Origin of the sequence: Aquamicrobium ahrensii (genome assembly GCF_040545755.1) — a bacterium.
GTDB lineage: Bacteria > Pseudomonadota > Alphaproteobacteria > Rhizobiales > Rhizobiaceae > Mesorhizobium > Mesorhizobium ahrensii.
Window position 1 is genome coordinate 33,083 of record NZ_JBEPMN010000019.1, and the last position, 26,160, is coordinate 59,242.

General features: G+C 61.6%; 25 protein-coding genes and 1 pseudogene. 11 read left to right on the plus strand and 15 right to left on the minus strand.

Annotated elements, in window-relative coordinates; translation table 11 throughout:
* Nucleotides 1-12: 12 nt before the first annotated feature.
* The 3 genes from ABID44_RS17240 to ABID44_RS17250 all read left to right on the plus strand — a co-directional run bounded on the left by ABID44_RS17240 (nt 13) and on the right by ABID44_RS17250 (nt 4,077).
* Nucleotides 13-675, plus strand: coding sequence for a response regulator transcription factor (locus ABID44_RS17240; protein WP_354152928.1), 663 nt, complete (start codon nt 13-15; stop codon nt 673-675).
* Nucleotides 672-2,003, plus strand: coding sequence for a sensor histidine kinase (locus tag ABID44_RS17245; RefSeq protein WP_354152929.1), 1,332 nt, complete (start codon nt 672-674; stop codon nt 2,001-2,003). The genes ABID44_RS17240 and ABID44_RS17245 overlap by 4 nt, the downstream gene beginning before the upstream one ends.
* A 115-nt stretch (nt 2,004-2,118) precedes the next feature.
* Nucleotides 2,119-4,077 carry a heavy metal translocating P-type ATPase gene (locus ABID44_RS17250; protein WP_354152930.1) on the plus strand — a complete coding sequence of 653 codons (1,959 nt, stop codon included), beginning with the start codon at nt 2,119-2,121 and terminating at the stop codon, nt 4,075-4,077.
* A gap of 90 nt (nt 4,078-4,167) precedes the next feature.
* Here the strand turns inward: ABID44_RS17250 and ABID44_RS17255 are convergent, their stop codons facing one another.
* From ABID44_RS17255 to ABID44_RS17280, 6 genes are all read right to left on the minus strand, one after another.
* Nucleotides 4,168-5,421, minus strand: a complete 1,254-nt coding sequence (locus tag ABID44_RS17255) for a sensor histidine kinase (protein WP_354152931.1) — start codon at nt 5,419-5,421, stop codon at nt 4,168-4,170.
* A 10-nt stretch (nt 5,422-5,431) separates the two neighbouring features.
* Complete coding sequence (locus tag ABID44_RS17260; protein ID WP_240578852.1) at nt 5,432-6,130, minus strand: response regulator; 699 nt, start codon at nt 6,128-6,130, stop codon at nt 5,432-5,434.
* Nucleotides 6,131-6,163: 33 nt separating this feature from the next.
* A complete protein-coding gene (locus ABID44_RS17265) occupies nt 6,164-6,694 on the minus strand; it encodes a Spy/CpxP family protein refolding chaperone (protein ID WP_240578853.1) in 531 nt (176 codons plus the stop codon).
* Between the two features lie 238 nt (nt 6,695-6,932).
* A complete protein-coding gene (locus ABID44_RS17270) occupies nt 6,933-7,376 on the minus strand; it encodes a universal stress protein (protein WP_240578854.1) in 444 nt (147 codons plus the stop codon).
* 349 nt (nt 7,377-7,725) lie between these two features.
* On the minus strand, nt 7,726-9,714 hold the full coding sequence (gene ftsH, locus ABID44_RS17275) for an ATP-dependent zinc metalloprotease FtsH (protein WP_240578855.1): 1,989 nt from the start codon (nt 9,712-9,714) through the stop codon (nt 7,726-7,728).
* Between the two features lie 632 nt (nt 9,715-10,346).
* Nucleotides 10,347-11,201 carry an Abi family protein gene (locus tag ABID44_RS17280; RefSeq protein ID WP_240578857.1) on the minus strand — a complete coding sequence of 285 codons (855 nt, stop codon included), beginning with the start codon at nt 11,199-11,201 and terminating at the stop codon, nt 10,347-10,349.
* A 260-nt stretch (nt 11,202-11,461) separates the two neighbouring features.
* On the opposite strand from ABID44_RS17280, the gene ABID44_RS17285 reads away from it, so the two are divergent.
* From ABID44_RS17285 to ABID44_RS17295, 3 genes and pseudogenes are all read left to right on the plus strand, one after another.
* Nucleotides 11,462-11,836, plus strand: coding sequence for a transposase (locus ABID44_RS17285; RefSeq protein WP_354152932.1), 375 nt, complete (start codon nt 11,462-11,464; stop codon nt 11,834-11,836).
* Nucleotides 11,837-11,895: 59 nt separating this feature from the next.
* Complete coding sequence (tnpB, locus tag ABID44_RS17290; RefSeq protein ID WP_240578859.1) at nt 11,896-12,129, plus strand: IS66 family insertion sequence element accessory protein TnpB; 234 nt, start codon at nt 11,896-11,898, stop codon at nt 12,127-12,129.
* Nucleotides 12,130-12,293: 164 nt separating this feature from the next.
* Nucleotides 12,294-12,503 (plus strand): annotated as a pseudogene (locus tag ABID44_RS17295) (IS66 family transposase); the annotation flags it as partial.
* A gap of 153 nt (nt 12,504-12,656) precedes the next feature.
* Here ABID44_RS17295 and ABID44_RS17300 read toward each other — a convergent pair.
* The 3 genes from ABID44_RS17300 to ABID44_RS17310 all read right to left on the minus strand — a co-directional run bounded on the left by ABID44_RS17300 (nt 12,657) and on the right by ABID44_RS17310 (nt 15,261).
* On the minus strand, nt 12,657-13,517 hold the full coding sequence (locus ABID44_RS17300) for a universal stress protein (RefSeq protein ID WP_354152933.1): 861 nt from the start codon (nt 13,515-13,517) through the stop codon (nt 12,657-12,659).
* A gap of 120 nt (nt 13,518-13,637) precedes the next feature.
* Nucleotides 13,638-13,877, minus strand: coding sequence for an HP1242/YdcH family protein (locus ABID44_RS17305; protein ID WP_240578862.1), 240 nt, complete (start codon nt 13,875-13,877; stop codon nt 13,638-13,640).
* 85 nt (nt 13,878-13,962) lie between these two features.
* Nucleotides 13,963-15,261, minus strand: a complete 1,299-nt coding sequence (locus ABID44_RS17310; protein ID WP_354152934.1) for a tyrosine-type recombinase/integrase — start codon at nt 15,259-15,261, stop codon at nt 13,963-13,965.
* 746 nt (nt 15,262-16,007) lie between these two features.
* Between ABID44_RS17310 and ABID44_RS17315 the strand changes: the two genes are divergently transcribed.
* Nucleotides 16,008-17,582: a hypothetical protein gene (locus ABID44_RS17315; RefSeq protein WP_354152935.1), complete on the plus strand. Its 1,575-nt coding sequence runs from the start codon at nt 16,008-16,010 to the stop codon at nt 17,580-17,582.
* 221 nt (nt 17,583-17,803) lie between these two features.
* On the opposite strand, the gene ABID44_RS17320 is transcribed toward ABID44_RS17315, so the two are convergent.
* The gene (locus tag ABID44_RS17320) at nt 17,804-18,043 is read right to left on the minus strand and encodes a helix-turn-helix domain-containing protein (protein WP_354152936.1); all 240 of its coding nucleotides are present in this window, start codon (nt 18,041-18,043) and stop codon (nt 17,804-17,806) included.
* Nucleotides 18,044-18,152: 109 nt separating this feature from the next.
* Here ABID44_RS17320 and ABID44_RS17325 point away from each other — a divergent pair, with 109 nt between their 5' ends.
* The 3 genes from ABID44_RS17325 to ABID44_RS17335 all read left to right on the plus strand — a co-directional run bounded on the left by ABID44_RS17325 (nt 18,153) and on the right by ABID44_RS17335 (nt 19,658).
* The gene (locus ABID44_RS17325; protein WP_354152937.1) at nt 18,153-18,884 is read left to right on the plus strand and encodes a hypothetical protein; all 732 of its coding nucleotides are present in this window, start codon (nt 18,153-18,155) and stop codon (nt 18,882-18,884) included.
* 61 nt (nt 18,885-18,945) lie between these two features.
* Nucleotides 18,946-19,428, plus strand: coding sequence for a hypothetical protein (locus ABID44_RS17330; protein WP_354152938.1), 483 nt, complete (start codon nt 18,946-18,948; stop codon nt 19,426-19,428).
* 59 nt (nt 19,429-19,487) lie between these two features.
* Nucleotides 19,488-19,658 (plus strand): hypothetical protein, encoded by a 171-nt coding sequence (locus ABID44_RS17335; RefSeq protein WP_354152939.1) that lies wholly within the window; start codon nt 19,488-19,490, stop codon nt 19,656-19,658.
* Between the two features lie 184 nt (nt 19,659-19,842).
* Here ABID44_RS17335 and ABID44_RS17340 read toward each other — a convergent pair whose 3' ends face one another.
* The 4 genes from ABID44_RS17340 to ABID44_RS17355 all read right to left on the minus strand — a co-directional run bounded on the left by ABID44_RS17340 (nt 19,843) and on the right by ABID44_RS17355 (nt 24,535).
* Complete coding sequence (locus tag ABID44_RS17340) at nt 19,843-20,007, minus strand: hypothetical protein (protein WP_354152940.1); 165 nt, start codon at nt 20,005-20,007, stop codon at nt 19,843-19,845.
* A 244-nt stretch (nt 20,008-20,251) separates the two neighbouring features.
* Entirely contained in the window at nt 20,252-21,490 is a 1,239-nt protein-coding gene (locus tag ABID44_RS17345; protein ID WP_354152941.1) for a tyrosine-type recombinase/integrase, read from the minus strand.
* A 670-nt stretch (nt 21,491-22,160) separates the two neighbouring features.
* Nucleotides 22,161-24,320, minus strand: coding sequence for a VapE domain-containing protein (locus ABID44_RS17350; protein WP_354152942.1), 2,160 nt, complete (start codon nt 24,318-24,320; stop codon nt 22,161-22,163).
* A complete protein-coding gene (locus ABID44_RS17355) occupies nt 24,320-24,535 on the minus strand; it encodes a helix-turn-helix domain-containing protein (protein ID WP_354152943.1) in 216 nt (71 codons plus the stop codon). The genes ABID44_RS17350 and ABID44_RS17355 overlap by 1 nt, the downstream gene beginning before the upstream one ends.
* A gap of 449 nt (nt 24,536-24,984) precedes the next feature.
* On the opposite strand from ABID44_RS17355, the gene ABID44_RS18710 reads away from it, so the two are divergent.
* Nucleotides 24,985-25,287, plus strand: coding sequence for a hypothetical protein (locus tag ABID44_RS18710; RefSeq protein WP_494337665.1), 303 nt, complete (start codon nt 24,985-24,987; stop codon nt 25,285-25,287).
* 177 nt (nt 25,288-25,464) lie between these two features.
* On the opposite strand, the gene ABID44_RS17360 is transcribed toward ABID44_RS18710, so the two are convergent.
* Entirely contained in the window at nt 25,465-25,962 is a 498-nt protein-coding gene (locus ABID44_RS17360) for a proteasome activator complex subunit 4 C-terminal domain-containing protein (RefSeq protein WP_354152944.1), read from the minus strand.
* Nucleotides 25,963-26,160 lie beyond the last annotated feature (198 nt).

Genomic DNA, 26,160 nt, shown 5'->3' on the forward strand with positions numbered 1-26,160 from the left:
GATGGAGTGTGCATGCGAATCCTTCTGGTGGAAGACGACACGATCCTTGGCGCGGCGGTGCGTGATCACATCGCGGCCGACAGTCATTCGGTCGACTGGATCACCCGCCTCGACGCGGCGATGGACCATCTGGACAGCACCGCCTACGATCTGGTCCTTCTCGACCTCATGCTTCCCGACGGGCAGGGCATCGCTTTCCTGCGCGATCTGCGTCGCAAGGGCAGCGTCACGCCGGTCGTCATCCTGACGGCGCTGGATCAGATCTCGGACCGCATCGCCGGGCTCAATGCGGGAGCGGACGACTACATGACCAAGCCCTTCGATCTGTCCGAGCTGTCGGCGCGGCTGAGTGCGGTGGCGCGGCGTTACAGCGGCAACCCCAATCCGCTGGTCGAGGTCAGCGACCTTCAGATCGATCTTGCCGCCAGGACGGTTCTGCGCAGCGGCCGCCCCGTCGATCTGACGGCACGCGAATGGTCGCTGTTCGAGGCCTTCGTCCAGCGCCCGGGCCAGGTGATCTCGAAGGCGCAGATGGAAGAGCGGCTCTATGCGTTCGGGGCTGAAGTGGAAAGCAACACGATAGAAGTCCATATCAGCCGCCTGCGCAAGAAGCTGGGGCATTCGGCCATCGATACGGTGCGCGGGATCGGCTATCGGCTGGGTGGTGCTCGGTGATTGCGCCACGCAGCCTGCAATGGCGTCTGTCGCTCTGGCTGGGGCTGGGCTTGACCTTGCTGTGGGTAGCGACAGCCGCGGTGACCACCCAGAAGCTTCGCCACGAGATGGACGAGGTGTTCGACAGCGCGTTAGAGGAAACTGGCCAGCGCCTGCTGCCGCTGGCCGTTCGCGACATCGTCGGCCGCGACAGCGACGACGATGCCAGCCAGAGTGTCGCGACGATGCGCGAGCACAATGAGTACTTCACCTATGTGGTGAGGGACGCCGAAGACCGGGTGCTGCTGCGCTCGCACAAAGCCGATCTGTCCGTCTTTCCGCCGTTTACCGCCATGGGGTTCGCGAACACTCCCACCCACCGCATTTATTCCGACGCGGCGCTTCAGGGCACCATCACGATCTCGATCGCCGAGCCGCTGGCCCGCCGCCAGATGGTCGCGCGCGAGATACTTGTGGGGCTGGCTCTTCCACTTGGCCTGCTTATCCCGATAAGCCTGATCGGAGTATGGGCGGTCGTGCGCCTGTCCATGGCACCGCTCCGGCGCTTCCGCTCGGACATCGAGGTCCGGGGTGCAGGCGATCTCACTCCCATCTCAGCCGAAGGTCTGCCTTCGGAGATCCAACCGAATGCGCGAGCAGTGAACCGCTTACTGGAGCGTCTCAGTCGCACGCTGGAGGCCGAGCGCAGCTTTACCGCCAATTCCGCGCACGAACTGCGTACACCGGTCGCGGCGGCGCTTGCGCAAACGCAAAGACTTGTCATCGAAACGTCGGACGAGGCCGCCCGCGCGCGTGGTCGCGAGATCGAGGCGGCATTGCGCCGGCTTTCCAGGCTGTCGGAAAAGCTCATGCAACTGGCGAGAGCCGAAGGGGCGAGGCTTCGGGCAGCGGAGCCGACCGATCTCGCCGCCATCCTCCATATGGTGGTGAACGAAATGACCGCAAGCGCCGGCAATGCCGGACGGGTCGAACTGGTTCTGCCCGAGGCCCCGGCGCTCTCGCATATCGATCCCGATGCCTTCGCGATCCTTGCCCGCAACCTGATCGAGAACGCGCTGAAACACGGTTCGCAGCAGGAGCCGGTGCGAGTGACGCTGTCCGCCGACGGCGTGCTGTGCGTCGCCAATGCGGGCGCGGCCATCGCACCGGACGTGCTTGCCCGCCTGTCCGAACCGTTCGAGCGGGGGCGGGCACAGGCGGACGGCGCTGGCCTCGGACTGGCCATCGCCCGGACCATCGCCGCCGGCAGCGGCGGCAGGATCGAACTGCTGTCGCCGCGCGAGGGGCGACAGGACGGCTTCGAAGCCCGGTTCTTCATCGACGGATGACGATGTGACCTGTCTGGAAGCGCCAAATGTGCGAAGATGATGTCGGCGACGGCCCGGCGCTCAATGAAACGATCAAGAGGATGACGTGAAGCAATCAGTGTCGTTGGATTTTCCGATGGTCCTGTCCCAGGCAACTGTTCTGGGAATGGTTCTGGCCATCGTCGGCAGGTGGCTTTTCGGCGGGGAGCTGGCCTTTCTCGACCCGCTGGGCCTGGCACTCGTCTATGTCGCCGGGGGGATGCCGGCCGCATGGCGGGCGCTGGTCGCGCTCTGGCGGGAACGCATCCTCGACATCGACCTGCTGATGGTCGTCGCCGCGATCGCCGCCGCCGTGGTCGGCGCGCCTTTCGAGGGCGCCGTGTTGCTGACCCTGTTCAGCATTTCCACCACGCTGGAGCACCGGGCGCTGGGACGCGCGCGCCGCGCGATCGAGGCGCTGATGGCGCTTCGGCCGGAAACGGCGCTGCGCAAGCGCACGGACGGCAGGGTCGAAGAGGTTCCGGCGGCCGAACTTGCCGTCGGCGATGTGGTGGTGCTGCGCCCCGGCGCACGGGTCCCGGCCGACGGCGTAATCATGAGCGGCCGCGGCGGCATCGACGAGGCCAACATCACCGGCGAATCCATGCCCGTCTCCAAGGAGCCCGGCGAGCAGGTATTCGAGGCCACCGTCAATCTCGACGGCGTGCTGGAGGTGTCGGTCACCAGGACGGTCGGCGACAGCACCATCGCACGTATGATCCTGCTGGTGACCGAGGCGCAGGCGGCAAAAGCCCCGTCCGAACGGTTCAGCTCCTGGTTCGGGCAGCGCTATACTGTTGCGGTCTTGGTGGGCGCGATGCTCGCCTTCGCTGCCTTCTACTGGCTGGGGCGCGACTGGGAGGAGGCGCTCTACAAGGCCGCCACGCTGCTGGTCGCGGCCAGCCCCTGTGCCATCGTCATCTCAGTGCCTGCCGCCATTCTTTCGGCGCTGTCGGCCGCCGCGCGGGGCGGCGTGCTGTTCAAGGGGGGCGCTGCTCTCGAAACGCTCGCCGCCGTCGACACGTTTGCGTTCGACAAGACGGGAACCCTGACGACCGGCCGCGCCGCCGTGACGCAGGTGGTCGCGCTTGACGGCGACGAAGATCGCTTCCTGTCGCTGCTCGGCGGCCTCGAAGCGCATTCGGAGCACCATATCGCCGCCGCGATCCGCAGGGAGGTGGCGACCCGTGATCTCAACATAGCAAATGTCGTCGACGTGAACGCGCGACCAGGGGTCGGAATAGAAGGATTCGATGCGCTTGGCCCAGTGTGGGCGGGCAACTCGTATCTGGTTGAGGAAATGGGCGCGCGTATCGATCGCCCCGAGTTGCAAAAGATTGCCGGCAACGCCCAAACGGTGATTTATCTCGGGCGTGGCGCCACTGTGTTGGGCGCCGTCAGCGTGGCGGACGAGACCAGACCCAGCTCCGCTGCGGCGTTGGCCGCCCTGCGCGACAGCGGCGTGCGCCGGATCGTCATGATGACAGGAGACCGCAAGCCTGTGGCGCTGCGCATCGGTGCCGAGCTCGGGCTGAAGCCCGAGGAGATCCATGCCGGGATGCTGCCTCACGACAAGGTGCGCGAAGTCGGAGAACTGGCGGCAACCGGCAAGGTCGCGTTCGTCGGTGATGGCGTCAATGACGCTGCCGCCCTTGCCCGCGCCGATGTCGGCATCGCCATGGGCGCGGCCGGTTCCGATGTCGCCCTCCAGGCCGCCGACGTAGCGCTGCTGTCGGAAGATATGGAAAGGCTTGCCCAAGCGCATCGGCTTGCCCGTCGCACCGCCAGCATCATCCGGCAGAACCTCGTCGTCGCCATCGGAGCGATGGTGGTTCTGGTCACCGGCGGCCTGTTCTTCAACCTGCCCCTGCCGCTGGCGGTCATCGGCCATGAGGGTGGAACCGTCCTTGTCGTGCTGAATGGCCTGCGGTTGCTGTCGGATCCGATCCGCCGTGTCACGGCCGGGTCAGCTGCCGGCCAATTGTCGACAGTCGTGCAGTCTTCGGCGCCTGCGAAACCGGCCACCGACCACGAGATCCCGGAGCATACAAGTTAACCGAATAGCTGCCGACCTCACTGGAGAACAATTTGGCAAGGGCTCCACTCATGTGAGCGAACGCGTTCCACATGGAAGCGTATCAACGATTTAATCATGCTTTGTCGGAAACGTGACGATGAAGCAAGCACCGCCGTCGGTGGGCCCCTCTTGCCGTACGTTTGCACCGTGATGCTGTGCGATCTGGCGCACCAGCGACAGGCCCAATCCCCAGCCGCTGGCGTGCTCACTACGGCCTGAGGGGCGGTAGAACGGCTCGAACACCCGCTCGCGCTCCGCCTCCGCGATGCCCTGCCCATGGTCGCGCACGGCAAGCTCGACCGCGGAGCCATGGCTGCGGACTTCTGCGGAGACCGGTGGCGCGCCGTGGCGTAGCGCGTTCTGGATCAGGTTGCGCACGAGGCGGGCGAGCAGGCGCGCATTGCCCTTGACCGTCGCGGCTTCACCGGTCACTTCGACGCCGTGGCGCGCGCCTTCCTCCGCCACCAGTGCCAGAAGGTCGACATCATCGGTAAGCTCGACCGTCCCGGCATGGTCAAGACGGCTCGCCAGCAATATCTCTTCCACCAACTCGTCCAGCTCGGACAGATTGCGCATGATCTCGCGGCGGCGCGCCTCGCTCGGTGCTGCCTCGTTGAGGTCGCTCGCCATGCGCAGGCGCGCCAGTGGCGAACGCAGTTCATGGCTGGCATTGGCGAGCAGCGAGCGGTGGGCAGCTACCAGGCCCTCGATACGCTCCGCCGCGCGGTTGAAACTCTCTGCGACCGCCGCCACCTCGTCCTTGCCCTCAACGGGCGCGCGCAACGCGAGATCGCCGCCGCCCCACACCTCGACGCCGCGACGCAGACGTTCGAGCCGACCAGTCAGATGCCGCACGATCGGCCAGGCGATCAAGCCGGTAATGCCCGCAATCAATGCCAACCAGATGAGCGGGTTGGCGCGCGGGGGGCCGAAGAAATTGCCGCCGAGACGGGCGGCGACAACACGCCCATCCGGTAGCCTCGCCGACAGGCGGCGGCGATCTTCGCCCCGCCGGAAGTGGCCCCTATTGTCGGGCATGGCGAAGGGAAGGGGAGGGCCTACGCTTGCGATCGTGCCGCCATCGGCCGTGAAGACAGTGATGTCGGCGTCGAAGGCCTCGCCGAGCCGCGCCAGCACGATCCGCGTCTCTTGCATGTCGGCATCGGCCGGCAGCATGGCTGCGAGGAAGGCATCGCGCCTTGCCGCCCAGCCGCGATCCTCCTCATCGTGGGAAAGGCGCACGAAGATGGCGCTGGCCAGAGCCACCACCACGAGGCTCGCCAGCAGCGTGAGATAGACCTTCACGAACAGGCTGTTGCGCATCGAGAGCCGCCTACCTTTCTTCATCCTGCCGACGGGCGAAGACGTAGCCCGCTCCGCGCACGGTGATGATGCGCCTCGGGTGCCTGGGATCATCCTCTATCGCCGCGCGGATACGCGAGATATGGACGTCGACGGAGCGGTCGAAGGCGTCGGAACCCTCGCCCTTCAGCCTATCCATCAACTGCTCGCGCGACACGATGCGCCCGGCATTCTCGGCCAGCGCCGCCAAGAGGTCGAACTGGTGGCCGGTCATCGCACAGTCATGGCCATCCACCCTTGCGACGCGCGAGGCCGGGTCGATCTCCAGACGGCCGAAGCGCATGACCCGGCCGGCGGCGACGCCGCCCCCGCGCCGGCGCAGGATGGCGCGCAGCCGTGCCAGCAGTTCGCGCGGGCTGAACGGCTTGGGAAGATAGTCATCGGCGCCGAGCTCCAGTCCGACGATGCGGTCCGTCTCCTCGCCCTTGGCCGTCAGCATCAGGATGGGCACGTCCGAGCCGGCGCGGATGCGCCGGCAGGTCTCGAAGCCGTCGAGGTCGGGCAGCATCACGTCGAGGATCACCGCGTCGGGCGCCTTGCGGCGGATATCGTCGAGGCCGGCATGGGCGGAAGCCGCCGCCCGCGCGGCAAAGCCGTTGGTGGAAAGGTAGTCGCACAGCATGGCAGAGAGCCGCGTGTCGTCGTCGACGATCAGGATCTCTTCCGCCATGCCTTGTGCTCCTATGGTGTCAGCGGCGCGATCTTACCACCGGCCGGGACCCCTGCGCTCCTTCATTTGCTCGGTGAGCTTGGCGCGCTGCTCCGGCGTCAGCACCTCGGCGGCGTCGAGCGCGGCGGCGACCATCTTCTTCGACGCCTCGTCGATTGCCGCGATGCGTTCCGCGCGCAGCGTCTCGGCGGCGGCGCGGTCGATGGTCGGGGCGGCCAGCAGTTCCATCACCGTCGTGCGGGTGTCGCGGAACTCGCGCATCACCGGCCGCAGCTCGGCGCGGGTGTCGTCGATGATCGCCCAGATACGGTCCTCCTGCTCGGCTGTGGCGTCGACCGCGTCGAGCGTGCGACTAAAGCCGCGTCCGGCGAAGTGGCCGCCATGCCTCATGCCCATCTCCATGAACTGCTGGCTCATGCCCTGGCCGCCGCCCATCGCTCCGGCGGCGCCGATGCCGGCCAGCGCCAGCACGGCGACGCCACCGGCGACGATCCAGCGCGTGCGGCGCTTGCTGTTGGTCGGAGTCGTGCTGGCGATGCCGGTTTCCTGCCTATCCTGTTCCATGGTGAAGCTCCTTGTCGATGCGGCCCGATTGCCGCGATTAAGCCAGACTAGGAAAGGACTGTTTCGGGTGTTTCAGGTAAGTGTGAAGAAATGTGAAGCTGACATGGCCGACAGTAGACGCGAACCAAATGCCAACGCATCGTCGGAAGAGCAGTTGGCGGAGGGCGTAGCCGCCCGCATCATGCCTCACATATCGGCAATCCGCCTGGACCAATTGTCGTAAGGTACCAAGCCGGAGTTATCGGATCACCAACACCGGCACCGTACTGCTCGACACAACTTCAGCGGCCTGGCTTCCGAGAAGAAGCCGTTTTACACCCCGCCGACCATGAGATGCCATGACAATCAAGTTGCATCCAAGCTGCTCGGCTGTCTCCAAGATGGCGGTAGCGGCTCGGGCACCCGGCACATGAACGGTGTCCGCTTGAATACCCATCTTTTCTGCTGTCGCTTTTATCGGAGCCATCATCTCTTCAGCTGCTTTCTCACGCCCGTCATTGTAGCTCGCTATATCGGCTGACGTAACGCCCCAGGCCGCCCCACCAGTTGGTACGGGAAAGGGTTCGGTGGCCGTAATGATCGTTACTCTGCTGCCCAGCGCCTTTGCGAGGGAAAGGCCATGATCAACACCATTCTGGGCAAGTTCCGAACCATCGGTTGGGATCAGGATATGTGTATACATAAAAACCTCATTAACAAGATGCGCATTTGAATGGTAAGAAAGCACAGGGTATAATCCACGACAAGCTCGCGACCGGATCAAACCGAGCGATGGTGCTATCAGACCGGTAGTGAGTGATACTCATGGTCGCCCACCCGCTGACGCCCCCCGAGGCACGGCCTCGGAATGAAACGGCAGCATTCTCGTTGATTTCGCAGGCGCGATACTCACTACTGTCAGGAAGTGTGGGCTCAATTCGGGCGCCCTTGCCGGCTACGCCTCTCGGGCGCGGATGTCCGGCTCCATCATGTCGTCGAGGCGTATTGGGGCGCAACGCCGACCGAGTGCCGTCCCTTCGCCTACCGCCAGTTCACCCTGGTGTGACCGCATCGGATACAATCGGGCGATCCGGCAGTGTCGGAGCTGGCGGCAGGCCGGTGGCTACGAGAATTTCCTGCTCATCCAGCGACTCTTCCTTTATCAGCGCTGCAACGAGCGCATCGAGTTTCCCGCGATGCTCCGTAAGCAGCCGCCTGGCGTCTTCATGACATTCGTGGATGATGCGCGCCACTTCCACGTCGATCAGCTTTGCAGTCTCGTCGCTATACGGCTTTTGCCCCATGAAGCCGCCGCCCTGGCCGGTCCACTCATTCTGGCGGGGGCCAAGCTGGATCATGCCGAGCTTGTCGCTCATGCCCCAGCGGGTGACCATTTGACGAGCGATGGATGTCGCCTGCTCGATGTCGCTCTCGGCTCCCGTCGTCTTCGTGCCGTAGACGACTTCCTCGGCGGCGCGGCCGCCCAGAATGCCGATGATCTTCGCCCGCAGGTAGGCTTCCGGATAGTTGTAGCGATCGGTCAGCGGCCGCTGATAGGTGACGCCGAGCGCCTGGCCGCGCGGCACGATGGTGACGCGATGCACCGGATCGGCGCCCGGCACCACCAGCCCCAGGATGGCATGGCCGCCCTCATGATAGGCGACGCGCTCCTTGTCGGTGTCGCTCAATATGATCGGGCGCTCGGGTCCGAGTATGATCTTTTCCAGCGCATCGAGAAAGTCCTTGTGATGGACCTCGTCCTGCCCGCGCCGGGCGGCCAGTAGCGCCGCTTCATTGACGAGATTGCGAATGTCGGCTCCGGAAACGCCGGGCGTCGTCTGGGCGATCTCGCCAAGGTCGACATCACTGGCCAGCGGCACCTTGCGCGTATGAACCTTGAAGATCGCCTCGCGGCCGGCCTTGTCCGGCAGATTGACGACGACGCGGCGGTCGAAGCGGCCGGCGCGCAAGAGCGCCTTGTCGAGCACGTCGGGCTGGTTGGTGGCGGCGAGCACGATCACGCCCTCGCGGCTGGAAAAGCCGTCCATCTCGGTCAGGATCTGGTTTAGCGTCTGTTCCTGTTCGCTTGCCCCGCCGATCACCGACTGACCGCGGGCGCGGCCGATCGAGTCGATCTCGTCGATGAAGATTATGGCCGGCGCATGTTTGCGCGCCTCCTGGAACAGGTCGCGCACCCGCGAGGCGCCGACGCCCACGATCATCTCGACGAATTCAGACCCGCTCATCGAGAAGAACGGCACCTCGGCCTCGCCGGCTACGGCGCGGGCCAGCAGCGTCTTGCCGGTCCCGGGCGAGCCGACCAGCAGCACGCCCTTCGGGGCGGTCCCTCCCAGTCGCGTATACTTCTCCGGGTTCTTGAGGAAATCGACGATCTCGACGAGTTCGTTCTCGGCCTCGTCGATGCCGGCGACGTCGGCGAAGGTGACCTTGGTTTCCGTCTCCTTGTCGAAGCGCCGCGCGGTGCTCTTGCCGAGGCCGCCAAAGCCGCCCAGCATGCCGCCGCCCTGCTTCGCGGCGCGCCGGAAGAACCAGATATAAAGGCCGATGATCAGCAGCGCCGGACCGAAAGCCGACAGAAGCGTCAGCAACGGGTTGGCCTCGGTCTGGATCGGCGTCGCCCTGATGTCGACACCGCGCCTGATCAGCTCGGTTTCAAGGCCGGGATCGACGAACAGCGGCAGGATCGTCGTGAAATTCTCGACATCGCGCGGCTCGGCTGCCGGCTGGCCCTCAGCCGCTGGCGGCGTCCAGGGAATAGCGGCCTTGAACTTACCCTCGATCGATTCGCCCTGGGTGTGGATCGCCTCGACATTGTCCTTCGCCAGTTCGCTCCTGAACGCGGTGTAGGAAATCGGTTCCGGCCCCTGCGGACCGGGGAAGAACAGGCTCACCAGAAAGTAGTTGAGCGCCAGCAGTAGTAGGAACACCAGCCAGTTGCTGCGGGGCGGCACAGCGGAACCGTCCCCGCTTTTGACGGGGGCAGCTCGTTTCGAACTCATCTTGCCGTTATTTGCTGGCATAGTAATTTCCACCCCTTCCACAGGTGACGCTGCTGCACGCTATTGCACGTTACGCTGCTGGTCCAGCCTTTGGAGACGGGTTTGCGATAGCCCATCAAAGGAGCCATTCTATAGGCAGAAAGCCAACGAACCAGAGGACAAGACGCGAGACGGCATCCGTGTCTGGCCCGCTCTCATGGTAGGATTGCGCCCCGTCTGCCGTAGCTTCGTTCCATACGATTTCGTCTTCGTCTGTGAATTCCGGCGCATAACTCAGGAGCGCAAAGTGGGTCGAAAAGGCGTCGGCAAGCGTTCCGGCCATGCGCAGGCTATCGATCAGAACCCCATCTCGGTATTGAGGAGCAGGGATCGGGGGCCGAAATTGAAGGAGCCGATGAAGATGTGGTTACCGTCGACGGCGAGTGTTTTGGTACGCAGGCTCGTGCTCGATGATCCTGCAATGCCACGCGTCTCTTAATCGTCTTGCGCCGCGTGCTCGCGCTTCAGCTCGAAAATCTCGACGCCAGACCGCAGAAGGGCCGGCCGGTGTTGATACCCAAAGCTTCTGCATAGAAGGCTGGGACCTCTATGCCGCGCTATTGCTGGTGATCGTGCACAATAGAGCGGGGATATTATTCATTGCTACAGAGAGGCTAATAGCCGGCTTCGGCGGGGTTCATCTCCGGATATCGCAGAATGATACGATGTACCCTGTCTGTAACTTCTGCCGGCGATCTGCGTTGTGTCAGAAGATAGTCGAGGCACTCGAGAATGGCTTTGAGCGTCTTCGGTTGAGCCGCCGGCACGCCGGCACTTCGTAGCCGGCCGGGTTGCTTCTGGAAGCTTCGGTTGAAAAGCCGGTCATGGTGCGCGCAGATGTTACGCAGGTCGACAAGCGCCTCCACCCAGTTTGTGAACACAAGATCAGAGCCTACACCAAACTGACCGGCGATATGGGTCTTAAGCGGCCCGGCAAGGCACTGCAAAATGCGCGATGTGGCCCCGAACGTCAGAAATTCCTTCATCGTCCAGATCGGCGGCATTATGGGCGTTCCGTAAGTGTCGCGATAGTGTCTGGCGCGCCGATCCTTGGAATTTTCGTACACCTTCGCGAAGCTCTGAAGCGCCCTTATATTAGCGCTCGCATCCTTGAACGCGGCCGTGATGTAATAGGGATGGCTTCCATAGCTCGCGCTAAGTGTTTCCGACATGCTGTTGCGCAGCAGGAGTTCGAACTGTCCGACGGCCTGGAAACACGCGTCTCGCAGCCGCGCGTCACATTCGTAGAGCCGGATGATATCGTGATATCGAGTACCCGGAATAAACGGCTTGCCAAGAAGGTGCGCCTGTCGACGACTTAGAAAATAGATGCGGAGACGTTCGTAGCCAATCGCCTCTATCTTCCGCGCAGCTACATTTGGCCGGGTGACAACCAGACCCCTCGCCCTCAGATGGGCTACCCGCTGTGCTGCGGTCGCATGCGCTTTGGCGTATGGTATCAATGCCATAAAAAACGAAGGGCCACCCTTTTGCACTTCCCGAAGGAGTCGTGTGGCGGCCCATGACCCCCCCTATATAACCCGTCTGGGCGCCATTTTCAAGAAGCTTGCTCTACCTCGCACCCTAGCGAGCAAAACAGGGCGATCCTACCGTTATTCATCATAACGAGAGAAATCGAGATCGTAAACGGTAAGCGCGAAAATCCCTGCACCTATTCATTGGCGGAGCATTGAGGGAGTCTGTGTCCACAAGGGAGACTGTGGACACAATGAGATTGGATGGCACGGGAATATCGGGGCAGCTTCGGGTCATGCGGGTTCTTCGCAACGGCAAGCGACGGTTTGATCCGGCTGAGAAGGAGCGCTTGATCGATGCGGCTCTTGAGCCGGGGGTATCAGTTGCGGGGCTTGCGCTGGAGCACGGCGTCAACACCAATCAGTTGCGCAACTGGATCACGCTACGCCGTCGGCGGCAGGAGGCAGGAGGCAGGGAATGTGTTGACGGTTGTGCCGAGCTGCGCGGCGTCAGCCTTTATTCCGGTGGTCGAAACAGCGCCGATCGCGCGACCGCCGGCGACGATGGGTCGGCCGACATCGCCTCGGGTGCGCGTGAAGGCGTCGCTGCCGAACGGGGTTCAGCTTGAGCTTGAAGGTGTGGATGCCCAGGCTCTGTCGGCGATGATCGAAGCGTTGGGGCGTTGCGATGTTCCGGCTGGCTGATGATCTGGGTGTCTATCTTCATCGGGAGCCGATCGACTTCCGGGCGGGGATCAACAGCCTGGCGATCCTGGTCGAGCAGTCGATGGGCCTCAACCCGTTCGATCGCGCGGTGTTCGCCTTCTGCAATCGCCGCCGCACCCGGATGAAATTGCTATTCTTTGATCGATCGGGCTTTGTGATGGTGCTGAAGGCGCTGACGGAAGACAAGTTCCGCTGACCCCGGCGGCAGGAGACGGTGGTGATGCTCGACGCCGAGCAATTGCACTGGCTGCTCGACGGCATTGATCTCGACGCGATGGTCCGCCACCCGGTTCGGCAATATCAGTTTGTCGGGTGAATTTGGCCGTTGACGTCACGACATGCTTCAGATTCAAGATTCCGATGAATCGAGCCGGCAGCCCGACCGTTGCGGAATTGATGGCGCTTCTGGCGGCGAATGCGGCCGAAATCGCTGTGCTGAAGGCCGAGCGGGAAACGCTCGCGCAGCGCGTCATCAAGCTTGAGGAAGAACTGGCGCTTGCACGGCTGCATCGTTTTGCGCCACGCAGCGAAAAGCACATCGATCGCATCTTCAATGAAGCCGAACACGCTCTCTACTGGCCGACTGCCCTGTCCCCATCGTCATGTCGCATTAGGTCATGGTGACGAGATCGGAGCTTGTGCCAAAATCTCTACTTGCGCCGTCACCAGCGGCGTTCATTGAGGTTGTTACGGATCGCTCCCTACCGATCAGACACCATTTGCCTATTTCCGCGTCGGGATCGCGAGAACATCGCATGGAAGCGTCATAAGGAAACGTTCGGCGACGCTACCGATGGTGTCATACTCGATCTCGCTGCGACCGTGCGTGCCGGCAACAACCAGATCAGGCCAGTTCCTGGCGACATAGTCGCTCAGTACGGCCTCGGGTTCACCTTCCAAGATAGTCGACCCGAGAGCAGGCGCCCCGGCTGCGGTGATGAGGTCCTCCATATGGTGCTGAGCTTCCTTTATGGCCCTTTCGCGCTCTTCGGATTCTATAATATCAAGAGTGCGCTCAGCGTTGGGGCCACTCCAGTTTGGCTTGATCTGGTAGGCATGCAGCGCGGTCAAGCGCGCGGACGGAAACAGTGCGTGCCCGCCAAGGAGAGCGCGCCTTGATGGATCCGAGAAATCGACCGCTGCAACGATGCTGCCATACGGGCCTTCAGGGCGACGCCGCACGGCGAGCACGGGTACATTCGCCCGACGCACTATGCGGGCGGCCGTACTCCCCAAATACTTCTCGCCTATAATCTTGCCATGCGCCGGTCCGGTGATCAGGAAATCGCATCCAAATTCATGTGCATGCGCAAGTGTGCGGTCCGCGGGGTCGCCGATGACTGTGTGGCGTACAATTTTACATGTTTGTTTGGCAGAGCGCACAAGTGCTTCCATCTCTGTCTCGGCATTGCGGATACGACGATCCATTCCCCATGGCCGTGCAGAATTCGATTCAGCGACATGCATGACAACGAGTTCGGCATTCCACTCCGAAGCAAGTTCGACAGCGCGGTCGAAGGCTCGGTCCCCCGCTGGAGTAAGGTCGGTTGCGAGCATGATCTTGCGCGGTACTGATATCGTCATCGTCGGCTTGCCTCTTTACTGTCGTTCACAATATGCCAAAACTCGTTGACCAGCCCCGAGCTATAGCCACTTCCCTGTCAAAGCCTGCCAGCCGGGAGACTGTCCGCCGTCGCGCTGCCATCAGGCGCCGCGGAGAGTTAGCGCGATCCGATCCTTGATTGCCAGGCGCTGCTTGCGTAGCGTCGTCTCGTGGTCCTGCGAGACCGGAGCGACATTCGTCTCGGCAAGGTGAATCTTATCGTTCACCACGTCGTACTCTCGCAACAGGTCCGCAAAGATCGGATCAGAGATCTTCAGCGCGTGAATCTGCTCCATCTGACCGGGGAATTCTTCCTCGAGGGTATGAGGGGTATTTGACAAAAACATCTCCTGTGGTCATTGCAAGGTAAGGATACAGACGCCCGGATTTCCATCCTTGATCCTGGTCAATGAGGAGCGTAACCGCTCACCTCTCGGCGAACCCTCTAACATTCTCCGCATGGCGCAAACGCTTCGCGTGTTTCATGGAATGAAGTTCGCCCCCGTCAAGCAGTCGGGCAATTTCGGCCGAGACTTGATCGGCGGCGATCACCAATGCGGCATCGAGGTGGACGTAACGTTGTGTCACGCCCCTTGGTCCATGTCCGAGTAGTCCCGAGATTGTGAGTTCGCTAAACCCGAGCGATGCCGCAATGCTGGCGAAGGTGTGGCGTAGGACGTGAGGCGTCACATTTTCCAGACCGGCGCGGGCGCACACCCGATCGAGGACACGGACGACGCCGATGAAATGGCCGTCGCCCCAATCGGCCGGGAAAACGTAAGGGGACGCGCTGCGCTGCCCCTGGCTCATCAATTCCATGATCGCAGCATCGCCGGCCGCCCTGATCTGCGCCCCAGACTTGGTGTCGGGGAACGCCACGCAATTGTCGTCAGGCTCGACCCACTCCTTCCGCATCGCCAGCACTTCCATGCGGCGGAAGCCCGTCTGCAGCATGACGCGGATGGCCGCGAGACCCGTCGGATGCTCGCCCTCGCGCTCCATCTGCTTCATGATCTTGCCGAGATGCCGGACTTCGCCGGCGCTGAGACGCCGCTTCAGCTTATTCGAGGCGATGACCCGCACACCGTTCGCAGGGCTCTGTTCGATGATCCCGAGCCTGCGCGCATGATTGAGCAGGCTGCGAAGAGTGCTGATCGCACGGCCCGCGACTCCCGCCCCGCCGGAGGTCTGCCCGCCACGTCCGGCCCGGTGCACCCGCGCAGACCTTCCGGCGGCGATGTCGGTCTGGAGGCTCTCAATATCGGCCAGTCTCAAATGCGCAACGACGCGCGTGCCGATTAAGGGCTTGATGTGTTGCTCGATGCGGCTGCGATCGCCGGAGACCGACGACGCCTTGATCGGGCGCCGGTTCCGGCCGAGCAGGCGACCGGCTTCCGCTTCTTCCAGATACCAGTCGCAGACTTCCGCCACAGTCATCCCCTCGCGGGCCGACCGCCGCTCCTGCGAGGGATCGGCGCCGTCAATGACCGACGCCAGCTTCTTCTTGGCGAGGTCGCGCGCGACCTCGACCGTGAGAACGCCATACTGCCCGATCACGAACCGGCGCGTGCGGCGCTCCACGTTCCGATACTGGATGATGAACGTCTTCGTCCCCGACGACTTCACCCGCACGCCAAATCCGCGCACGTCGGTATCCCACATGAACACGTCACGGTCGGGATCTCGCTCCAGGGCTTCAACAATTCTCTTTGTCAACTTCGGCATCATAAAACTCCTTCAGACTTCGCCTTCCTTTTCGTTCGACCGGCCGCTAGGGCGGAGGCGCGCGACATCGACCAAATCTGCTTCCCCACGCAGGTGCAGCATGACCGGGGAAGCAGGGGGGAAGCAGCAGAACGGAAATCCACGGCGTTTCCAGCGTATGAACGCGGAAAGCAGTGTCAACGTAAGTTATTGAAGCGTAGGGATTTTTCGTAGTTTTGCGGTTTAATACTTGCTGGAGCGAAAACTGCCCGGACGGGTTGCCAAGGTTGGGGTCGAGCGTTCGAATCGCTTCACCCGCTCCAAGATATCCCCACCGAAAAGCCGCGGGAAACCGCGGCTTTCGTGTTTTCAGGGCGGCTGAAATCACAAAGCGCGGAAAAGGCCAAAAGGCCGTCGGTTACCACTCGGTCACCAATTCGCAGAATCGACGGAGCGTGAAATCGCGGCGTCGGCGGAGTGCGCAGCGACGCAACGGAGTTTGCGAAAAGGGACGAGGAGTAACTTAGAACGGACCGTCCCGACTTGTTAACTAATGTCTACAACGGGGTGGGTTGCTGACCGTCTGCTTCTGGGCCGCGGAACTGAACAATCAGCCGTTCACATGGTCGACATGCGACGGGATATCTTTCGGCGACGACTGGACAACATCAAGGGCATAGTGCTGGAGGCTCAAACTAAGTCCGGAGATTGAATTGCGCCTGCGCAAGGCTCTACAGTTACACAGTTAAACATTGCGGGGGTGGCGGATGATGAGTTCTGCCAAAAGGGACCTGTACCAGCGTAAAAGGGTGAAAAAGCGCAAGGAATTGCTTGGCGTGCTAGCCAAGGCAAGCGATGCGCAGATATTGCAGCTTTTTTGGGCGGTAAACGCACTGCAGTCGGAGGAGCCGCCCAACCTTGATCGGTTCCTAAAATACCCGAAGGAAGCGGCGGAGGCCGAGATCGGTAACGATTGGTTCGTTCTCAAATGGGAGATCGAAAACCTACTCCTGCTGCTTCTTTCTACGCCGAAGGTTGCGGAAGGGGTGACTCCAGCCCGTTACTTCGAGTTCAACACCGCCAGCATATTCATCAATCTCTATAAGAAAGCGGAGCAGGCTGAATCCCGCGTGTTATTGGATAACAAGAACATTCTCACAGAGATGCAGCGTTACGCTCACAAGCAGTTTTTGTGGCAGCGTGGCTTTTTCCACGCGGAGCGCATGTACCGCTACTATTACGTTTACGGACAGGGGGCTTGCGCCGACTACTTCAAGGGCAAGTACGGGCTTTCGATAGACGAGTTCGCGCTTGCCTGTATTGGCCTTTATTTCAAAACCCAGATGGAGGCGTGGGGGAAAGTGCCGAAGCTCGACCCGAAAATGGGTGTGCGACCAGAAATAATCGAGTTGGCCATGACGCTGATTTCGAAGGATTTGCCGGCGTTGCGGGCTGACACGGCCAAGAGGATCGCCGAAGTCGCGAACGTCAGTTCCTCGAAGATCGCTTATCTGCCAAGCAGCCTCCGCCAATACCCAATCATTACATCGCCTGATAACGGAGGGCGCATCGTCGTCCCACTGCCTCAGCTTATAATGCTGCGAGCGACCTCAGGCCTATACTACGATCTGGCCGATGGCCCGCAGACCCTATTTGAAGAGGCGAATGGTCGGTTCGAGGCTTACGGCAAGATGCTGATCGAGGCACGCTACCCAAGGTTCAGCGTATCGCGAGAGCAGGAATTCGGCACCAAAAAAGCGCGGTATAAGACACCTGATCTTCTGCTGAAGGACGGCGACGAGATAAAGGTGGTATTTGAGTGCAAGGCCACCAAGATCACCTTCATTGCCCAATACGCCGATGATCAGTACGGAGAGGCCCCGAAAGCGTTTGATCAAATCGCGAAGGGCATGGCCCAGCTGTGGAAGTTCTTTTCGCGCGCGAGAAGGGGGCTGTATGCGGCCGAGAAGGTCACGCCCGATGCCCACGGCGTTATCTTGACTATGGATTCGTGGTTTCAGCTTGAGGGCAATCAGCTGCCCTTCTTAAGGAAAAAGGCCAGCGAACTAGTAGCGGATGAGCCGGACATCCGGCCGGAGGATATGCGTGACGTGATCTTCTGCTCCATCGAAGATCTCGACGACGTGTTAGCGGTTTCGAACGAGGACGAGTTCTTGGACACTTTGGAAAAGGCTCATTTGCCTGAGTTCCAAGGATGGCAGCTTTCTTCCGTCCGCAATCCAGATTGGGAGAAGCCGCTCGATAGAAAACCATATCCTTTTAAGGTGGATGAAGTTCTCCCTCTTTGGGAGGAAATTGCTGCGCTGAATGGTGGCGAATAACGCTCACTTTTCTAAGGCGTCGTCTAGGGACGTGTGAGTTTCCGAGCCGCTTCCTCTCGACGTTCGCCCTCGTTGCAGGCAGTTTGTCTGATGTCGGCCGCGATCATGCCGATAGTCTGGTACGCTGGCAACGACGGCTTTCGGGAATGGGTCCAGAACGTCGTAAGGCCCGCAATGGGTCGGAATCTACCGTTGAATTGGCGCAGGGTTGTCTCTGCTTCTCAATAACGCTCGGCCTCTGCCTGTCGCATTATTCCATTCGGATCAGCGCCTATGGCCCGACTGATGAGAATAAACTCTGCTACGTCGAGTCGCCGTTCGCCGAGTTCGACCTTCGAGACGAACGTCTGACGCTGATCGATGCGCTTGCCCAGTTCCGCTTGCGTGATGCCGGCGTCCTTTCGAGCCTGCACGAGCAGTTCGATTATCCGCAGGTAGAGATCGGAACGAAGTGAGGACATGGGAAGCGCCAGTGCTGAGACCAGCGCTTCAATAGAACCCGAATTTTGAGTACCCCAAATTAGGGTATTTTGGCATGCTTGCGCCCAACGTGATTCGGAGGGGCGCGCCGTGAAGCATCAATACGTCGGGGACATCAACGACTACCGCAAGTATGCGCTTCTGCGGGCGCTGTCGGCCAGAGGCGCGAACCACATCGGCGTGTGCTGGATGCTGACGCCGGATGACGGTGGCGTAGATGGGGGCAAGCTCGCCTATCTCGGGCAGCCTGATCGGCATCGTCGCTTCGACCCCGAGTTGTTCGATATCCTGGCCCACGCTGCCGCCGAGCCGGATCGCCGCCGACTACAAACAATCGAGGACAGCGGAGCGATTGCCGGTGCGGCCTACTTCAACGAGACGCTGTCCGACGACGCGGCCGGCCGCGCTGCATTCATGGAGCGTTGCGCATCGGAGTTCCATGACGCCGAACTGGTCTTCTTCGACCCGGACAACTGTCTGGAGGTGTCGTTGCCAAAGGGCCGCAAGAACTCGTCCAAATATTTGTACCTCGATGAGGTGGCGGGGTTCTACGAGGCCGGCAAGTCGCTGCTGATCTACCAGCACTTTCCGCGTGTGGAGCGGTCCATGTTCATGGCGTCACGGCTGCTGCAACTGCACGGCGTCGCGCCCGACTGCGCTGTCTGGGCGTTCACCACCGCCCATGTCGTGTTTTTCCTGCTCGTCCATCCGGAAAGCCCGGCGCGATTGTCCATAGCGGCGGTCGAAGCGTGCCGGGCGCTCGATCCCGCGTTCGTGCGCGGGGAGTATCACGGCCACGGATCGTCGCCACCCGGATATTGACGCAAAATTCTCGTCGTGTTTTAGATTCTTGTTCTTTTTCAATGACTTGGGAGACGTATACATGGCCACGAAACTACTCACCGGAACTGCTTTGGCACTGTCCGTGGTAGCGCTTGCTGCATGCACCTCGTCCAACGCGGTGCGCACCTCTGCCAACACCGCGATCATCCAGACGAGTGCGGCCCCGGTCTGCGGCGGCACGGGCGCGGCCAAGGTGGCGCAGCAGCAGGCAGCCATCGAGACGATCAAGGCCGGCTATGACCGCTACATCATCATGGACGCGCGCAGCGCCAACAATATCGGGGTCATGCAGACGCCCGGCAAATTCCAGACCACCGGCACGCTAAGCGGCGGCGTCTACAACGGCACCACCACCTACCAGCCGGGCATGCCGATCGTCTATGGCAGCCATGATCAGGCGTTTGCCATCCGCATGTTCCGCAACAGCGAGCCGGGTGCCGGTCAGGCTATTCCCGCCCGCGACATTCTCGGGCCCAAGTGGCAGGAAAAGGTGAAGGCCGGCGTCAACACCTGTGCGTCGTGACAGCTATCCGGGGGCTCGATATGGGAACATGTAGCTGCGACAGACTTGCAGACATGGTGTTGGCGGGCGCACTCGCTTTCGTTTCCTATCCGATATGGCGCTTTCTGCTGACCAGCATCGGGTATGATAACGCAGTCGAGAAGGCATTCGACCTAATTGAAAAATATCATAATTGGCTTTGGGCAAGCGCGTTCATCATCATCGGCGCGTGGTGGCTGTTCTGGCGCTGACGTATGACGTATTCGCCGCAACCGGTCGCAGGCCCGAGTGGGACCCCCCGGCCTCGGGCCGAGAGGGACCCACGCAAGGGGGGAGTATCGAGCCATTTCCCCCGGAGACGGGCAGGCACAAACAAAGCGGGCGTCGATGCTGCCGACGCCCGCGCTGTGTTCGAGTTAGCTGGCTAAGCTCGGCCTACCAGTCCTGATCGAGCGCGATATGATCGATGGACTCGCACTCGCCGAACTCCTCCAGTGCCCATTCGATCTCGACCGCGTCCAGTTCCATCAACTCGGCGGCGCGTTCCAGCGGCAGCCATTGCTCGCTGCCGTCTCTCTTGCCCTTCACCAGTATGTGCATGACTGCCTCCTGTCCAACAGGACAGCGGATCACAGCGATAGCCAGGGCGCAATTATCTACGTGATATCAGTATGTTAGGTGGCTCTGTATAGTGCAGCCGTGCCACGCCGTTCGTGCGGTCGGAGTGGCCTGCGGGGGCCGCGCTGCTGCCGGCTGGTCCACATGGCCGGGAAGCTGCCCAGCGACCATGGACGTACGGTCGGCGGGGCGCGGCGTACACATGCACCGCCGCGCCGGGCACCCGCTAGCCCCCGTAGGCCCGGTCGAGTGCCTCGATGGCGGCAGACCCGTCGCGAACGGCCTGCGTGTAGTGGCCAAGCGTCACCGTCGGGTTGGCGTGGCCGGCGATCTGTGCGACCAAACCTATCTCGATGCCCTGTGCCTGTAGGGTCGAGATGAAGGAATGGCGGGCAGAGTGCGGCGTTACATAGGGAAGCCCCAACGCTGTGAAGGCTGGTTGCCAATAGCGCTTCCGAAAATTTTGATAGAGCAGTGGCCCGCCGCCGCCGATCCTCGGCTTCGGCCATTCAGCCAGCCTGCCAGGGCCAGGGAACACGCGATGTAGCTCCTTGCCCTTGCGTGGGCAGCGGACGCGCCATGCCAGCAGCATCTCGCGCAGCACGGCGGACATCGGGATGTCGCGGGTGCCTGCGTCCGTCTTGGTCATTTCCGTAAGGTCGCCCGTCCGCTCCTGAATGCGGCGGATGCGGATTACGTTGCGGTCGAAGTCCACAGATTCCCACACGAGCCCAAGCTGCTCGGACGGCCAGGTGCCGGCGAGGAAGGGAAAGGCATAGTAGATGCCATGCTCGGGGTCATCCTTGGCCGCCGCGATTAGCTTGGCGATGTGCTCGGACGTCAGGATGGCCTTCTTCTGCTTATGCCGGTTGCGTGGCAGCCCCGTCGGCATGGACGGCGCACGGATGCCGAAGTCTTCCTCGGCAAGGGCCAGGATGGACTTGAGGTGCGACTTTGCCCGATTCGCCGTGTATGCGCCCGATTGCTCGGTAACGACACGATGCCAGACGCGGACCATGGCCGTGGACAAATCCGGCAGCTTCACATGGCCCAACAGCTTCAGGAACCGAGCGTTCTTCGGCGCGATGCCCTTCTCTGTGTAGTCGGCGCGTTCCTGCTTGGTGCCGATCAGTAGCGGACCACGGATCGCGCCGTTGACGACTGTGAGATAGCCTTTCAGCGTCGAGGCTTTGACCGCTCCCGTTTTGGTCTGGAGCCAATAATCGATCGCTTGCGCCACGGTCGGAGCCTTGCGCTCGTCCACGTAGCTGTTTTCGGCGACCTTGAGCAGCAGGGCATTGCGAAACGCCTCCGCGTCCTTCCTGCGATTGAAGGCGCGGCGGCGGCGCTTCCTCGTCTGGGGCTCGCGGTACTCACAGTACCATTGGGGGTGCTCCCGCAGCGTGCCGTCGCTCAGCTTGCGGCGGCGCGTCGTGGTGGTGATGGAAACGGTGAAATCGTTCATGTTTATGCTCTCGCTAGGCAAAAAAGCCCGAAAAAAATCACGGCGAGGTGACCGGCACAAGTAATCACCAGAGCGGCCAGAAGGCCCGTGAAACGGCTCCTGCGGTGACCGAAGGCGTGACCAAGATCATCGTTGAGGGGCCAAGGCCGCGAGACGACGCGGCCTCGAATATCTCGGAATCCTCGCTCACCGAGGTTGAAATCGCCGTTGGTGAACACCTCAGCAGGAAACGATTGGAAGCGGTGAACGGTGCAGCGCCCGAACGGGAACCATGCCCGACGAACGGCACACCGACGCGGTGCGGCAGCAGCGTTCCGGTGACCGCGCCCCACTGCCCACAATACCGCAGGCTGGCACACAGCACGCCGGAAGCCGCAACAATGGCCCGAAACTAGCAAGGCGCTGCTGCAACGACCGGGAAGCGGAAAGCCGACGCGGCGCTCCAAGCCCAAAACGCCGAGGTAACGCAGCAGCGTTCGGTATTCCGGTGGCCCCGCGCGGGCACACCTGCCGGCTCACGGCCACGGCTGCCGGGTGGCGGGGTGGCGGCGGTGGCATGCCACCCGTGGGGTGCCGGGCAGCGTGCGGCGCAGGCTGCGGTGCGGCAGCCCACCCCGCTGCACGCCGGGAGTCCCTACAGCACATGCCACCGCCGCCACCGCCACCCCCCCTAAAAGGGGACAGGTTGGTCATCGACATGACCCTCAGGCTTGGGCCGGTGGAAACCGCGCATGGTTTTGCCGGCAACCTTGAACTTGCCCGGCTCCCAGCCGAGGTCGCGCATCAAGGCCGCAAGGCGCTTGCCGTGACCGTTGTGCTGGCGCTCGGTGGGGATGCCCAACACGCCGCCCAGCAGGTCGGCCGTGTAGGCCCGCACCTCGTCGCCCGCGGCCTTGCCTCGGACTATGGCGAGTCTCTCCTGCCACGGGTCGTCTTCGAGCCGTTCCTCCTGTTCGGCTGCCGCGACTGCCCACAGTTCCTGCGGCAACACGATGTTCTGGCCCTCGGCTTCCAGCTTCTCCGTCTCGGCCCAAAGTTGGTCACGGTCGCGCCGAAGCGCCTCAAGGTCGATCTCGCCGGTTTTGACGGGCAGGAAGCGGCGGTTACCGGTGCGGTCTTTCAGGTACTTGTGCTCATTGGTGGTGCCGATGAAGACCGTCTGTCGGCCTCGGGCTTCCGAGAAGCGGCCATACGACATTCGGGCACGGTCCACGTCGCGCGACGCAAACGCTTTCATGCGTTCAACCTCGCTTTTGTTGAGCCCCGACATCTCGCTGAGTTCGTATATCCAGACGCCCTCCATCGCCTCCATCTGGGCTTTGGTGTCCAGCGTGAGCAGTTCGTTGTCGGAATGATTGCCTGTGCCGGCGAGGATGCGCAGCGCCGTGGACTTGCCGGTTCCCTGCTTGCCTTCGAGGATCACGATGGTGTCGAACTTGACGCCGGGCTCGCGAACGCGCCTCACGGCTGCGATGAGCATGATCCGGCCAACGGCCCGGTTCAGCGGTGTGTCGTCGGCCCCCATATATTTGACAAGCCAGCCGTCCACGCGCGGAATGCCATCCCATGTGAGTGCGTCGAGCATTTGCCGGATCGGATGAAACGTGTGCTCCAGACAAAGCTGGGTCACCGCATCACGGACGTTCTCGGCCTTGGGGTCGAACCCGAACGCCTCGATGATGAATTTTCGCAGCAGGGCACAGGCGTCATCGCTGATTTCGCCCTCGTGATCATCCAGTATCGCGCCGTTGACCACCTTGCGGTGGCGGAACAGGTCGTGGGAGAAGGCGAAGCCCAGACGCTGGAGGGCGACGACCGTATTGCGCATCGTCACCTTCAGGTTGCCGCTCTTGTCGCAGTCGGGCCAGCCGTCCGATACCGTTGCAAGCGCAGAACGCGCCTGCCTCAACGCGTAGTGGACAGGTTTCTTCTTCTCCAACACCGAGCTGGCAATTCCGAAGGCCGGGTTGATGAGCACGCCGGCGATGATATGCACCGGGCAACCAGCACGGGCGAGGTCGCAGGCAACGCGGAACACCGCCTCGCTGCGCGAGCGGAAGCGTGCGCCGGGCTTGTCGCGGGGCCGCTCGGGGTCGTCGCCCAATTTAATCAGCGCTCGTGTGACCGGCAGCACCGACAGCGGCAGCGCTTCCAGCTCAATCGGAACGACGCGATCATCTTGCGCGACCGTACCCTTCGGCCCGGCCGGCTCCGGCCCTTCGCCCTGCGGAAGGTCGTCCAGCGAATAGGTCAGCGACCAGTCCGCTTTCACGACACGAGTAAGTGTAGGCTTCCGCCCGTTCGCCTGTTTCTTGGCGTTCGGGATGTTCACCGTGCCCGGCAGCCGCATGATGCGGTCGATGTTGTGGCAATTGTCACCGCCGAGAGCTTTTGCAATCGCTACGTTGATCGCTTCGACGCGAACCAGATCGTCGGTTGGCTCCTTCAGCTTCCAGTGGCCGTGATAACCACCGCCCGAGAATACGACAGCGGTGGGCGGAGGGGAGAAGTTGAGGAGACGCTCCTCGGCATCGGGGTCATCAATATCGACATGGACGAACAGCGCGGTGGAAACGTCGTCCTTGCTCGCCTTCTTGTTCGCGACGCCGGGTCGCAGCCCGTTCTCGTGGAAATAGAGGTTCGCCTCGCTCTGCCGGGTGTCGATCCACGCCCGCATCTCGTCGGTTTCGTTCGCTAGAAACGTGCTGGCTTCCAGACGGCCCTTGAGCGGAATGGCAACAAGGTGACGACGCTGACCGGGGTACATATGGTCGAGAAACTCGACCGTCTCGTCGGTGCTACCTTCGGGAAAAGTGGGGTTAATAGGCATTATTCAGCGCCTCCCTGACGGCAGGAGTTGATGTAGGCCACTACCTCGGACAGCTTGACCAGCTTCTTCGAATTGAACGGGGTATATGCAGGGATCGCCCCGGAATTGACCGCACGGCGCAGCGCCCACGGATGGACGCCCAAAGCTTTTGCCGCTGTTTGAATATTGATCAGCTTTTCAGGCGCTGACGGGCCGTTAGGACGACTGTTGTCCATGACTCTCTCCAGTCGGGCGGAGAGCACGAAGCAACAAAAAAGCGCTACGCCGTGCATCTCAGCCCCGATTTCGATCAGGGTTCAATGCGACCGGCAGCGCTCTGCAGAACTTCTCAACCTTGCGGAACGGCCACTAACCAGCTTGCGCGACGGTTGTTATGTCTGAAGCACTACGTCATGAAGGCGGCGTTTGCCGCGCGTCAGCGTTCTTCATCAGTGCGAGCGGTATTCTAGCTGATTCGCGGGCGGTGGCTAACCCCAGCTTTGTTTCGGAAATGTTCTCAGAATGTGGCCGCTGCGCTCACCGTCTCCACATCCGCGCCCGCGTAGCTCTGGCGCTATGGAAAGCTGAGGTACAGGTGACCGGTATGCGCATGAATGGTACTGCGTATATATATTGTGCCCGCTTTCACGTGGGAAGTTGGGGCAACTAGTCGGGGGAAATAATGATGCTGGCGGTCACCTGCGATGTATGGCGGGGAGATCGATGGGAGAAGAAATCAGCATCGGCCGAAGCGCTGCCCAGAAAATCGGAATATCTGATGCGTTGCTGCGAGTGTCGCGGCCGAGTCCGGGCGCACCGGTTGGCCAATAATGGTATGCGGGCGCACTTCGAGCACCGGACCGCGCACAGCGGTTGCCGTCTCTCGACCGGGTACTCGGGTACAGATTCACTGCATCCAGATGCAATCCCCAATAAACCCGATCTATCCCACTACGAGTTTCGTCGCTCCACGCGCGCGCCCACGTAGCTGTGCCGCCGCGGAAGGTCTGGGACAGGGGGTCGGCACAGGTGTGCTGGTATGGTGAAAGGAGCGCACACCTGCTTGGCGTCAGAGCGACCATCCCCATCTATAACGCCAAGCTACGTAGCCATAAATCAGCTTGGGACGCAAAGTGAGTATCACTTGTTCAACGAAGTGGCGCGTTCATAAGAGGTTGGCGCGCTCTTGCCCTGCCTTACCGGTTATGGTGAAAGCACCATCGTTCCATGTTACCCGGTGGCGTTCCAGTTTCCCACTTAGCGCGCGCTTCTGCGCCATTCCATCAAGCTCTCGCAACGCCTGATTTTCACCGATATCAAGTCGGAGAAGACTACTTCCGGTAATTGTCAGATAAGTCATGACAATTGTAGCGGCTAGACCCACAAGGCGGAGCATCCATGAAGGCTCGATTTGATACGGAAATGGCAGAAAGGTTAGGATCGCCAATACCAATGCACCCAGCCCGGCAATGGCCTGCTTAGTCCTTTGCTGTCGTTTTAGTGTTGCGGTGACATCCCGACACAGCGATTTCAGAACCCTTAGGTCTTCGTCACGTTGCTTCTGTAATTCCCTCTCGGCGATCTGCCTTGCGCCAGCCTCGTTTTTCAGTTTTTCACGATGCTTAGTGCTTTGTGCGCGTGCTTTCTCGCGTTCTACGTTCAACACCTCCTCGTGATGCCGTCTTTCCTCTTCAATATGAGGATGCAGCATCTCATTAAAAAGCTCAGTAATGTTCTCTGCATTGGGGACGCTTGCCGCACCCAGAGTGAGGTGGACCCGTCTGGTGAGACAGCTTGGCGGCTTGGCTAAGGTGGATCGGGTTGGTTTCTACGCCGCCAATTGCTCCGTCATTTGTGCCGT